Below are 11,846 nucleotides of genomic sequence, written 5' to 3'. Positions count from 1 at the left end.
GTCCCGCCCCTCGACCGAAGTCCTAGCCGCATCGGGACGTTGCGCGCGATGGAACGTCACGGCCATAGTGCGCGGCACTCGACGACCGACCAGCCAGGAAACACCGACCGCCTTGCCCACCCTGCCCCGCCTCACGGTCCTGTTCCTGGCCCTGGTCCTCGCGGCCCTGCTGCCGCCCCGGGCCGACGCCTGGGCGGCCAAGCCCAAGCCCCTGAAGGCGCAGGCCGACACGGAAGAGGTGGTGCCCACCGTGCGCCTGCCCGACACGGCGCGCCCCCTGCGCTACCGCCTGAACCTGGCCATAGATCCGGACCAGACCGAATACTCCGGCCAGGTGGAGATCAAGGTCGCGCTGAGCAGGACGGCGGACCACATCTGGCTGAACGGCCGCGACCTGGACATGACGTCCGCCGAGGTGGTGACGGCGGCGGGGAACATCTGCCCGCCACCTGGGACCAGGTGACGCCGGACGGTGTGGCCCGCATGGGCTTCCTCCGGTCGCTGGCACCGCAAACCCTGACCCTGCACTTCACCTACACCGCCCCCTTCGACCCCTCGCTGGACGGTCTCTACCGGGTCAGCGAGAAAGGGCTGAACTACGCCTTCAGCCAGTTCGAGGCCATCAGCGCCCGCCAGGCCTGGCCGTGCTTCGACGAGCCACGCTTCAAGACGCCCTATGACATCACCCTGACGGTGAAGGCGGGGGACGAGGCGGTGACCAACACCCTGCCCGTGCGGGAGGAGGCGCTGCCCGGCGGCGGCCGGCGCCTGACCTTCGCGCCCACCCGACCCTTGCCCACCTACCTGCTGGCCTTCGCGGTGGGGCCGCTGGACATCGTGAAGGGGCCAACCATCCCGCCCAGCGGCGCCCGCCGCCGGCCCATCCCCCTGCGCGGCGTGGCCCTGCATGGCAAGGGTTCGCGCCTGGCCTATGCCCTGTCGGTCACGCCGGGCCTGTTCCTGACGATGGAACGCTACTTCGGCATCCCCTACGCCTACGGCAAGCTGGACCTGATCGCGGCCCCCGACTTCGACGCCGTGGGCATGGAGAACGCCGGCACCATCCTCTACAGCGAACAGCGCCTGCTGGTGCGGGCTGATGACACGGTGGACGCGCGCCGCCGCTTCCTGGTGCTGCACGCCCATGAGATCGCCCACCAATGGTTCGGCGACCTGGTGACGCCGGCCGGCTGGGACGACATCTGGCTGAACGAGGCGTTCGCCAGTTGGCTGGCGCCCAAGGCGGTGGATGCCTGGCAGCCGCGCATGCTGACCGCCCGCGTGGTGGAGCAGGAGGCGCTGGAGGCCATGGATCTGGACTCCCTGGCCTCCACGCGCACCATCCACCAGCCCATCACCACCACCAGCGACATCGAAACCGCCTTCGACAACATCACCTACCGCAAGGGGGCCGGCGTGCTGTCGATGGTGGAGGGCTACATCGGCCCCGCCGCCTTCCGCAAGGCGGTGGCCACGCACCTGCGCCGCCATATCGACGGCGTGGCGACAGCCCAGGATTTCTTCGGCGCCCTGGCCGACACGGTGCACGACCCAGTGCTGGTCGACTCCTTGCGCTCCTACATCAACCTGCCGGGCGTGCCGCGCCTGTCGCTGGGCTGGACCTGCCCGCGCACCGGGCTGCAGGTCCTGACGGCCCAGCGCCGCTACCGCCCCCTGGGGTCCGAGGCCGCCACGGCGGCGCACTGGACCCTGCCCCTGTGCGTGCGGCCGGGCGCGGCCGGCTCCCCCGCGTGCATGATGGTGACGTCGGCGCGCCAGGCCTTCCCCCTCAGCCAGTCCGCCTGCCCGGCGGTGCTGATCCCCAACGCCACCGGCAGCGGCTATTTCCGGCTGTCGCTGACGACCGAACACTGGCGCCGGCTGCTGGCCGTGCTGCCGCGCCTGCCGGCGGCGGAGCAACTGGCCCTGCTGGAAAGCTTGTGGGGCGAGGTCGCGGCCGGCCACCAGCCCCAGTCGCTGTACCTCAGCGCCGCCGTCAGCGTGGCCACCGTGCCGGCCTGGGACGTGGCCTCCGCCCCCTTCCCCCGGCTGAAGCAGTTGTTGGACCAGGCGCCGACCGATGGCGACCGGGCCGCCCTGCGCCTGTTCCTGCTGCAGGCCTGGCGGCCGGTGCTGGCCCGCGTGGGCCTGACGCCAGGCAAGCTGGATCGTGTGGCGCCGGAGAACACCGCCCTGCTGCGTGACCGGCTGGCGGCCTTCCTGGCGCTGGAATTGCGGGACGAGGATGTGCGGGCCCGCTTGATGGCCGTGATGCGGGCGGCCGACGCCCCGCCGCCGGCGGAGGTACGGGCCACGGGCATGGCGGTCATGGCCCAGGAACTGGGGCGCCCCTACATCAGCGCCCTGGTCGACCAGCTGCGATCCTCCACCGACGCGGAAGAGCGGGAAATGGCGCTGGACGCCTTGAACCGGGTGACCGATCCCACCCTGGCGGCGGAGGTGCGCGACCTGGTGTTCGCGCCTTGGCTGAAACTGAACGAGGTCAACATGCTGATTCGCGGCCAGGGGCGCGAATCCAGCCATGTCCCCGCCTATTGGGCCTGGGTCCAGGCCAACATGGCCCATCTGCGCGCCCGCGGTTCCTCCGCCACCTTGGGCGCGCTGACCCTGCCGTTGGAAGGGCTGTGCAGCGCCACCGCCGCCGACCAGGTGGAGGGCTTCTTCCGCCCCATGGCGGGCGAGTTGGAGGGCGGCGGGCGCACGGTGGACCAGGCGGTGGAGCGCATCCGCCTGTGCGCCGCCCAACGCTCGGGCCCCCCGTCCCCAACATCGGGACAAAAGCAATAATCCCTAAAGTGTAAATCCGAAAGTTTCGATCATCTGGCTGAATTGTTTAGGTCCATGGCTTGCTGTACCTACTGAAGGAACAGTGCTGCAATACGGCTCTCCGCCCCAGGCGGGCGCGAGGGCCTGGGGCGGGAACGCCCCGTGTGAGGACATGCGTGGGGCGCACGCCGGGGGGCGGCTTCCACAAGGCATCGCGTCGGGGATGACCAGTCAGGGGAAGCATGAGTCAGGCAGAAATCAACCGGGACGCCGACAACGGCGATGACGCCGCAGTCCGTTTGATGATCGTGGAGGATGACGCCCTGGTGGCCTTGGGCATACGCCTGACGGTCGAGGATCTGGGCTATTACGTCTGCGGCATCGCGGCGTCGGAACCCGAGGCCATCGCGCTGGCCGCCAGCAGCCATCCCGACCTGGCCCTGATGGACATCCGCCTCAAGGGCACGGTGGACGGGATCGACACGGCCCGGCGACTCAGGAATGAATTCAGCCTGCGGTCGGTCTTCCTGTCGGCCTACACGGATGAGCAGACCATGGCCCGTGCCAGCCTGACCTATCCCTTGGGCTTCGTGCAAAAGCCATATTCCGCGGGACAGTTGAAGTCGGCCCTGGACTTGGCGTTGCGGCGGCTTGCCGCACCCAAGGACTAGACGGAAATCCTCGTTGAGTGGCGCCCGCCCCCAGGTCAAAAAGGCCTAGGACGAATTCCTGCTTGGAATGATGTCCGGACTGGCGTGTTATCAAGGCGGTAGCGTTCCGTCGTGGTTAACGCGCCGGCAGGGTTTCCCGCATTGGCCGGCCGCGTTGCCTTAATTCCGCCGGAAGGTGCTGCAAAATCATTGTCGTGGCTCGGGAGCCTCCGGCCACGACGTCAAGACGTGCGGAACCAATCCGCGCGTAAAGACGCATAGAAGGAGAGGAATATGCGCTTTAAAGCCCTGATGCTCGCCCCGGTTCTGTTGGTTGGCCTGGCTGCTTGCGACAAGCACGACGCCCCGGCCCCTGCCAAGACCGAAGCTCCGGCTGCCGCCCCGGCGGCGCCCGCCGCCGAACCCCCGGCCGCCGCCCCGGCTGACAGCACCGCCACCCCGGCGCCGGCCCCGTCCGACGCCACCCCGGCCCCGGCCACGCCGGAGCCCTCCACGACCGAACCCCCGAAGGGCAACTAAGCACTTCGTCGGGGCTTTGGCCTAACGTTTACAGGCCCGTTCCGCACCGGAACGGGCCTGTTTTCGTTTTGCGTGTCCCCTCAGGCGCCGGGCGCGGCCATCCGGCCGCTTGGCTTATCCTCGCTGCGCCCTTCGGTGCTCGCTCCGGCAGCCGCAGTCGCGGCCTAGGAAGAATCAGCTAAATGAAGGGGCGGGCGCTTGACGGCGCCCAAACACTCACTCCGCTTCGACGGGACGGGGGCGGCCGTCTTCGCCGATGGCGACGTAAGTGAAGACGCCTTCGGTCACCTGCACCGCCTCGCCCGTGGCGCCCCGGCGCACCCAGGTGTCGATGCGCACGCGGATGGAGGTGCGGCCCACGGCCAGGATCTCGGTATAGCAGTTCAGCTCATCGCCCACCGCCACCGGGCGATAGAACTTCATGGCCTCGATGCCCACCGTCGCCACCCTGCCCCGCGCCCGCCGCACGGCCTTGGCGGCGCCGGCCAGATCCATCTGCGACAGCACCCAGCCGCCGAAGATGTCGCCGTTGGCGTTGGTGTCCGCCGGCATGGCGAAGGTGCGCAGCGCCGGCGCCGTGGAGAAATCGGGGGCGGGCGGTTGGTCGTTCATGGGTTCGTACTCCAGGCCGGGCACCCCCGATTTGGGAGGGTGCTGCAGGCATCCTTACAAAATGTGGTGGTTATCCGGGCTGACCCGCCGCCCCGGTCCTTGAACTGCGGCGACGCCCACTCCTATAATGGGGTATGAGCGACCTGTTTCAGAATACCGCCCGCAAGCAAGACAGCTATTCCGCCCAGGACATCGAGGTCCTGGAGGGGCTGGAGCCTGTCCGCCGCCGCCCTGGCATGTACATCGGCGGCACGGATGAACGTGCCCTGCACCATCTGGTGGCCGAGGTGCTGGACAACGCCATGGACGAGGCGGTGGCCGGCCACGCCACCCGCATCGACCTGGAATTGGCGGCCGACGGCACCGTGTCCATCCGCGACAACGGCCGGGGCATCCCGGTGGACGACCACCCGAAATACCCAGGCAAGTCGGCGCTGGAGGTCATCCTCACCACCCTGCATTCCGGTGGCAAGTTCAGCGGGAAGGTCTACGCCACCTCCGGCGGCCTGCATGGCGTGGGCCTGTCCGTCGTCACGGCCCTGACCGACCAGCTGACGGTGGAGGTCGCCCGCGACCGCACCCTCTATACGCAAAGCTATAGCCGGGGCGTGCCCCTGACGCCCCTGGTGAACGCCGGCCCGGTGAACAACCGCCGCGGCACCCTGGTGCGCTTCCACCCCGACGCCCAGATCTTCGGCGAAGGCGCGCATTTCAAGGCGGAGCGGCTGTACCGCATGGCGCGGTCCAAGGCCTATCTGTTCCGGGGCGTGGAAATCCGCTGGAGCTGCGATCCCTCGCTGCTGAGCGATGACAGCGCCGTCCCTGCGGCTGAGACCCTGCACTTCCCGAACGGGCTGCTGGACTATCTGATGTCGGCCCTGAAGGACCGGCGCACCGTCACCCCCACCGCCTTCGCGGGCCAGGCCGACTTCCCCAACCAGGCCGGCCGCGTGGAATGGGCGGTGGCCTGGCCCGAGGATGACGAGGGCTTCAGCCACACCTACTGCAACACCATCCCCACGCCCCAGGGCGGCACCCACGAACAGGGCCTGCGCCAGGCGCTGACGCGCGGCCTGAAGGGCTATGGCGAGCTGGTGGGCAACCGCAAGGGCCCGTCCCTGACGGCCGAGGACGTGGTGGATGGCGCCACCATCCTGCTGTCCGTCTTCATCCGCGACCCGCAGTTCCAAGGCCAGACCAAGGAAAAGCTGGTGAGCGCCGAGGCCGTGCGCCTGACCGAGGCGGCCATCAAGGACCACTTCGACCATTGGCTGTCGGCCGCGCCCGACGCCGCCAAGGTGCTGCTGGACCGCCTGGTGGAAAAGGCGGAAGAGCGGGCGCGGCGCCGCGCCGCCAAGGACATGGCGCGCAAGACCCCCACCCGCCGCCTGCGCCTGCCAGGCAAGCTGGCCGACTGCTCGCGCCAAAGCTCCGAAGGCACCGAGATCTTCATCGTCGAGGGCGACAGCGCCGGCGGCAGCGCCAAGCAGGCGCGCAACCGCGAGACCCAGGCCATCCTGCCCCTGCGCGGCAAGATCCTGAACGTGGCCTCGGCCAGCACGGACAAGCTGCGCGGCAACCAGGAACTGAGCGACCTGGTGCAGGCCCTGGGCTGCGGCGCCGGCAAGGACTTCTCCCCCGACCGGCTGCGCTACGAGCGCATCGTCATCATGACGGACGCCGACGTCGACGGCGCCCACATCGCCTCGCTGCTGATGACCTTCTTCTACCGTGAGATGCCGGCGCTGATCGAGAACGGCAACCTGTTCCTCGCCCTGCCCCCGCTGTACCGCCTGTCCCAGGGCAGCAACGTCCGCTACGCCCGCGACGACGCCCACAAGGACGAGCTGATGGCCACCGTGTTCAAGGCCAACCAGAAGGTGGAGATCAGCCGCTTCAAGGGCCTAGGCGAGATGCAGCCCAGCCAGCTGAAGGAAACCACCATGGACCCGGCGCGCCGCACCCTGCTGCGCGTGACGGTGCCGGACCTCCGCGACCCCGAGCAGAAGGACGACGCGGAAAACACGGCCAGCCTGGTGGAAAGCCTGATGGGCCGCAAGCCCGAGCTGCGCTTCAAGTTCATCCAGGAAAACGCCAAGTTCGCGCAGGACCTAGACGTTTAAGGCTCATGGGACGTACATGCGACAACGCCCGGACGGAAACACCGTCCGGGCGTTTTGCTTTTTCAGCCGTGCCAGACGCCGTTCAAGGCGCCGGCATAATAGCTGTTGCCGGTGCTGGTCTGGCTGGTGGTCAGCGGGTTGAAGCCCGCGTGGCCGTTGGTGAAGGTGGTCATCTTGCCCAGCAGGGTGGCGACATCCGTCGGCGTCAACAGCACGCCGTCGCTGGCCTTGATGGTGGCGACCTCGGCGCTGGTGCTGGTGAACCAGTTCGCCAGGCGCGCCGCCTGCCCCGCCCCCAGCTGCTCCACCACCAGGTCGTTGCCCGCGCGCTGCAGCCAGACCTTGTCATGGGTGACAAACAGGTCCAGCTCGCCGCTGGGGCCTACCCCGTTGCTGGACAGGGACAGGGCGGCGCCGGTGCCGGCCATGACGATGGTGTTGCCGGTCCCGGTCAGGTTCAGCGCGTCCCCGCCGCCGGTCAGGGTGATGGCGTTGCCGGTCCCCGTCATTTTCAGGCCACCCTGGGCGCCAACCGTGACCACGTTGCCGGCGCCGTTGACGGTGTCGCTGGACTTGGCGGCCAGGGTGATGGTGTCACCGCCCGCCGTCACGCTGTTGCCCGTGCCGTTGAGGGCCAGGGTTTCGCCCGCGACAGTCAGTGCGATGGCGGTGTTGGTGCCGTTGACCGTCTCGGCCGCGCCGGCGGGTGCCGCCACCGTCAGCGTCGCGCCGGAGGCGGTGATCGTGTCATTTCCGCCGGTCACTGTCAGGCTGGCGCCACTGGCGATGGTCGCGGTGTCGCCATCCCCGTTTAGGGTGGCGCTGGCCTTGGCGTCCAGGATGAGGCTGCCGCCCGCCGAGGTGGTCACCTGGTTGCCCGTGCCGGCCAGGGTCAACGTATCCCCCGTCCCCTGCACCAGGATGGTATCGCCGGTGGCGCTGATGCTCTCGACGCTGTTGCTGGCGGTGACGGTGATGGTCGCGCGGCTGACGGCGCTGCCCAGCACGACGTTCTTGCCGCCGGTCAAGGTGACCTGGTCGCCCGTACCGGTCAGCGACAGTGTGGCGCCGCCGCCCGCGATCAGCGTGTCGTTGTTGCCGGCGGCCAGCAGGATGCCCACGTTGGTCAGCGTGTCGACCTTGCCGCCCCCCGTGATCGAGGCGCGCCCGCTGACCAGGTTGATGGTCATGCCGCTGGCATCATAGCGGATGGTGGCGGCGGGCGAGCCCGACAGCGTCGCGCCCGTGGCGTTGGCCACCACCGTCGTGGCGGCGGCCGTCGCGGCCACGATGGCGCCGCCCACGGCGGTGACGATATTGCCGGCACCCTGCACCGCGGCCCTGCCGCCATCGCCGACGGTGACGATGTTGTTGGTGCCGCTGATGGTGGCGGCGGCCCCCTGCGCCACGGTGACGGTGCTGGCGGTGCCGGCGATGGTGTCGCCGATCGCGGCCACGCTGATGGTCTCGCCATTACCCAGCAAGGTTTGGCCATTGGCCGCCAAGCTGACGTTAAACCCCGGCCCGGCGGCGGTGAGCGTGGCGTCGCGGCCCAGGATGGTGGTCGGGCTGGCGTTGGCCGGGCCGGTCAAGGTGGCGCTGCCGCCGGACAGGAAGTTCAGCGACGTGCCGTCGCCGTTCAGCGCCAGATCGGACTGGGTGGTGATGGTGCGGGTACCGGCGTAGAGGCGGTTGGCCCCCTTCTTCGATCCGGTGACGGTCACGTTGCTGGCGCCGGCCAGGACATGGATGGTGTTGCCCGCCGCCTGGACCAGCATATTGCTGCCGCCCACCGACAGGGCGTTGCTGGCGTAGTTCAGGAACACGGTGTCGGCCGTGCCCGTCACCGTTTCCACCAGGTTGGTCGCGGCCAGGACGATGGTGGAGTTGCTGCCCAGTTCGGTGACGGCGTTGCCCGAAGTGTTCAGGTTCAGCGTTCCCGAGCCGTTCAGCGTGACTTGGTTGCCGGTGCCATTGACGGTCAGGCCGCCGCTTTTGGCGATGGTCAGGAAATTCAGGCTTCCGGTGAAACTGGAGGCGAAGCCGTTGAAGGACACATGGTCGCCGGAATAGCTGTCGACGACGGTGTTGTTGTTATTGACATTGACGATGTTGCCGCCGCCGAGGAGGGTGATCACGTCGGCCGTGGCGGTAACGGAGATCACCCCGCCCCCCACCGCGATGGTGTTGCCGGCGAAACTGTCGACGATGGTGTTGCCGCCGCCGACGATGCTGGTCACGCCGTTGATGGTCGACTGCAGCAGGGTGATGGTGTTGCCGGACCCGACGATGGTGTCGCGGTTCCCCTGCACGATAAGCGTGCCGCTGTTCGCCAGCGTCGAACGATTATTCGCGGTAACAATGGTCGCCATCGTGCGTTCCCCAACAAACACGCAAGCTCAACAGGCAAGGTGGCCATATGGCGATCACCCCCGCCGTTGTACACCGCGCATAAGATTATAATTGGTCTGGGCTTACTCGCGCCTAATAAAAAAAGGCCGCATCACTGCGGCCTTTTTCAAGCAAACCGGATGATCGGCAAAGCTGCGAACCAGCGCCGCCATTACCGGAAATCAGGAGTGGAGAAGCTCAGTGGCCGTGGCCGCCGTGACCGTGATCATCATGGCCGTGGCCGCCATGCCCATGATGGGCATTCGCCTCCGCCGGCTTCACGGCGGCGATGGACAGCGCGGCGAGCAGGCTGAGGCCGAGGAAAGCAGCGATGCCGATGGTGACCATGGATATCGTCCTTATGAAGCAAGGGGCGGTTGAGCCGACAAGGGAAGCCTAGACCAGTTCTCGCTGGATGCGCAACCGGCCAGGTGACAAAGTCGTGTCATCTCTTAATGAGGATGGGGGTTCCGCCGGCCAAAACAAGGGCTGCCCCGAGCTCGACATCCCCTTGGCGGCGCCTCACCCCATGCCCGCCCATTCGCGCATGCGGCGTCTGGTTCCGCCGGCCAGTCCAGGGGCGGCGGATAGCCGCGCCGTTCGGTCTCCCCAGCGACGCGCCGGGGAGGACACCGGCCATCGACTCGGCGGCGGGAGGATTGGGCCCCGCCCCTCTGGCTCGATGCCAACTGGCGCATTCGGGACCGCCACAGCCCCGCGTCGTACAGCAAACCCGGCAACAGAAAAGAAAACGGCCTTCCCCCCGCGCCGGACCCGGGCGCGGAAGATGACACAACAGTTGACATTAAAGGAAATCCTTGCCCTTGCGGGCTGGAATTGATATCGAACGCGCGACCCTAGATCATGCCGCGACTTCCGCCAAGTCGCGTGTGGTTCCGGTATGGGCGGCGCCAGGCCGCCATGTGCAGGCCTGGATGCGGCCCCGATCCCGTTTAGAAACGGGCTTGGCGCGGGATGGCGGCCCCGCCGGCCCGGCGCTTGACCCAAGGGGGGCGCGGCGGTTCCGCCGGGTCCCGTCCTTTTAACGACGCACATCATACAGATATAAGGTCGCATGCTTTTCTCGGAAATTGGGCTAGGCCCGGAAGTCCTTCGCGCGGTTGAAGACGCGGGCTATAGCCAGCCGACCCCGATTCAGGAAAAGGCGATCCCCTGGGTGTTGCAGGGCCGCGACGTGCTGGGCTGCGCCCAGACCGGCACCGGCAAGACGGCGTCGTTCACCCTGCCCATGATCGACATCCTGGCGTCGGGTCGCGCCCGCGCCCGCATGCCGCGCTCGCTGATCCTGGAGCCGACGCGCGAGCTGGCGGCGCAGGTGGCCGAGAACTTCGAGGTCTACGGCAAGTACCATAAGCTGAACATGGCGCTGCTGATCGGCGGCGAATCCTTTGGCGACCAGATCAAGAAGCTGGAGCGCGGCGTCGACGTCCTGATCGCCACCCCGGGCCGCATGATGGATCTGTTCGATCGCGGCAACATCCTGCTGTCGGACATCAAGATCCTGGTGATCGACGAAGCCGACCGCATGCTGGACATGGGCTTCATCCCGGATATCGAGCGCATCGTCGGCCTGCTGCCCAAGATGCGCCAGACGCTGTTTTTCTCGGCCACCATGCCGCCGGAGATCCGGCGCCTGGCCGACGCCTTCCTGATGAACCCGCGCGAGATCACGGTGGCGCCGCCGGCCTCCCCCGCCGCCACCGTCACCCAGGCGGTCGCCATGGTGCGGGGCGAGGACAAGCGCGAAGCCCTGCGCCACCTGCTGCGGACGGAGGACGTGAAGAACGCCTTCATCTTCTGCAACCGCAAGCGCGACGTCGCCCTTCTGCACCAGTCGCTGACCAGGCACGGCTTCAACGCCGGCGCCCTGCACGGCGACATGGTGCAGTCCAAGCGCACCGAGACGCTGGAGCAGTTCCGCCAGGGTGAGATCGCCCTGCTGTGCTGCAGCGACGTGGCCGCGCGCGGCATCGACATCGCCGGCGTCAGCCACGTGTTCAACTTCGACGTGCCCCACCACGCCGACGACTACGTCCACCGCATCGGCCGCACGGGCCGCGCCGGCAAGACCGGCCGCGCCTTCATGCTGGCCACGCCGGACGACGGCCGCACCCTGGGCGCCATTGAAAAGCTGATCGGCCGCGAGATCCCGCGCATCATGATTGACGGCCTGGAAACCCCGGACATGTCCGAGGGCGAGAGCGAGGGCGGACGCCGCCGTCGCGGTGGCCGGAGCGACAGCGCCGCCAAGAGCGGCAGCCGTCGCCGGGGCAGCCGGGGCGACGCCGCCCCCGAGGCCCCGCGCGAAGCCCAGGTCGAAGCCGCGCCCGTGGCGGAGGAAGCGGTGGAGGCCCGCCGGCCGGAGCGCCAGGAGCGGCCCGAACGCCAGGAACGCCCTGAGCGCCAGGACCGTCCAGAGCGGGGCGGCCGTGACCGTGACCGCAACCGGAGCCGCGATAACCGGGGCGAGGCCCGCGAAGGCGGCCGGAACGAGGGGGGCCGCGCCGACACCCGTCCCCCGCGCCAGGATGACCGGGGCGAGCCGCGGCGCCGCTGGCGGGACGAGGATGACGGCCCGACGGTCGTCGGCTTCGGCGATGACGTGCCGGCCTTCATGCTGCGCGTGGCCCGTCCTGTGGCCCGCGCCGTTCCGACGGAAACTTTTGACGGTTCCGACACGCCCGAGGCGTGACGGCGAACGCCGGAGGCTTGGAAGCATCCC

At 68.5% G+C, this 11,846-nt stretch carries 9 protein-coding genes; 6 read left to right on the top strand and 3 right to left on the bottom strand.

Annotation, left to right across the window (positions count from 1 at the left end; translation table 11 throughout):
• Window positions 1-112: 112 nt before the first annotated feature.
• The 4 genes from UAJ10_RS16615 (at window position 113) to UAJ10_RS16600 (ending at window position 3,977) form a co-directional block, all read left to right on the top strand.
• A complete protein-coding gene (locus UAJ10_RS16615) occupies window positions 113-463 on the top strand; it encodes a hypothetical protein (protein WP_322916332.1) in 351 nt (116 codons plus the stop codon).
• Window positions 460-2,808 carry a M1 family metallopeptidase gene (locus UAJ10_RS16610; RefSeq protein ID WP_322916331.1) on the top strand — a complete coding sequence of 783 codons (2,349 nt, stop codon included), beginning with the start codon at window positions 460-462 and terminating at the stop codon, window positions 2,806-2,808. The genes UAJ10_RS16615 and UAJ10_RS16610 overlap by 4 nt, the downstream gene beginning before the upstream one ends.
• Before the next feature lie 221 nt (window positions 2,809-3,029).
• Window positions 3,030-3,458: a response regulator gene (locus tag UAJ10_RS16605; protein ID WP_145609237.1), complete on the top strand. Its 429-nt coding sequence runs from the start codon at window positions 3,030-3,032 to the stop codon at window positions 3,456-3,458.
• A 273-nt stretch (window positions 3,459-3,731) separates the two neighbouring features.
• Window positions 3,732-3,977: a hypothetical protein gene (locus UAJ10_RS16600; RefSeq protein ID WP_088871635.1), complete on the top strand. Its 246-nt coding sequence runs from the start codon at window positions 3,732-3,734 to the stop codon at window positions 3,975-3,977.
• 216 nt (window positions 3,978-4,193) lie between these two features.
• On the opposite strand, the gene UAJ10_RS16595 is transcribed toward UAJ10_RS16600, so the two are convergent.
• Complete coding sequence (locus UAJ10_RS16595) at window positions 4,194-4,589, bottom strand: acyl-CoA thioesterase (RefSeq protein WP_322916329.1); 396 nt, start codon at window positions 4,587-4,589, stop codon at window positions 4,194-4,196.
• Between the two features lie 134 nt (window positions 4,590-4,723).
• Between UAJ10_RS16595 and parE the strand changes: the two genes are divergently transcribed.
• Entirely contained in the window at window positions 4,724-6,712 is a 1,989-nt protein-coding gene (parE, locus tag UAJ10_RS16590) for a DNA topoisomerase IV subunit B (protein WP_322916328.1), read from the top strand.
• A gap of 62 nt (window positions 6,713-6,774) precedes the next feature.
• On the opposite strand, the gene UAJ10_RS16585 is transcribed toward parE, so the two are convergent.
• Both UAJ10_RS16585 and UAJ10_RS16580 read right to left on the bottom strand, forming a co-directional pair.
• Window positions 6,775-9,084: a beta strand repeat-containing protein gene (locus tag UAJ10_RS16585; RefSeq protein WP_322916327.1), complete on the bottom strand. Its 2,310-nt coding sequence runs from the start codon at window positions 9,082-9,084 to the stop codon at window positions 6,775-6,777.
• A 217-nt stretch (window positions 9,085-9,301) separates the two neighbouring features.
• Window positions 9,302-9,451, bottom strand: a complete 150-nt coding sequence (locus UAJ10_RS16580; protein WP_157999429.1) for a hypothetical protein — start codon at window positions 9,449-9,451, stop codon at window positions 9,302-9,304.
• Window positions 9,452-10,178: 727 nt separating this feature from the next.
• Between UAJ10_RS16580 and UAJ10_RS16575 the strand changes: the two genes are divergently transcribed.
• Window positions 10,179-11,816 (top strand): DEAD/DEAH box helicase, encoded by a 1,638-nt coding sequence (locus tag UAJ10_RS16575; protein ID WP_322916326.1) that lies wholly within the window; start codon window positions 10,179-10,181, stop codon window positions 11,814-11,816.
• The last annotated feature ends 30 nt before the right edge of the window (window positions 11,817-11,846 follow it).

The sequence above is a fragment of the Nitrospirillum guaranorum genome (assembly GCF_034653275.1).
Lineage (GTDB): Bacteria > Pseudomonadota > Alphaproteobacteria > Azospirillales > Azospirillaceae > Nitrospirillum.
Note: the sequence above shows the minus strand (reverse complement) of the source record. Positions and strands in the feature narration are given on the sequence as shown.

Excerpts from the sequence above, each read along its gene's own strand:
- UAJ10_RS16605 (WP_145609237.1), top strand. The coding sequence starts at position 3,030 with ATGAGTCAGGCAGAAATCAACCGGGACGCCGACAACGGCGATGACGCC.
- UAJ10_RS16600 (WP_088871635.1), top strand. The coding sequence starts at position 3,732 with ATGCGCTTTAAAGCCCTGATGCTCGCCCCGGTTCTGTTGGTTGGCCTG.
- UAJ10_RS16595 (WP_322916329.1), bottom strand. The coding sequence starts at position 4,589 with ATGAACGACCAACCGCCCGCCCCCGATTTCTCCACGGCGCCGGCGCTG.
- parE (WP_322916328.1), top strand. The coding sequence starts at position 4,724 with ATGAGCGACCTGTTTCAGAATACCGCCCGCAAGCAAGACAGCTATTCC.
- UAJ10_RS16585 (WP_322916327.1), bottom strand. The coding sequence starts at position 9,084 with ATGGCGACCATTGTTACCGCGAATAATCGTTCGACGCTGGCGAACAGC.
- UAJ10_RS16580 (WP_157999429.1), bottom strand. The coding sequence starts at position 9,451 with ATGGTCACCATCGGCATCGCTGCTTTCCTCGGCCTCAGCCTGCTCGCC.
- UAJ10_RS16575 (WP_322916326.1), top strand. The coding sequence starts at position 10,179 with ATGCTTTTCTCGGAAATTGGGCTAGGCCCGGAAGTCCTTCGCGCGGTT.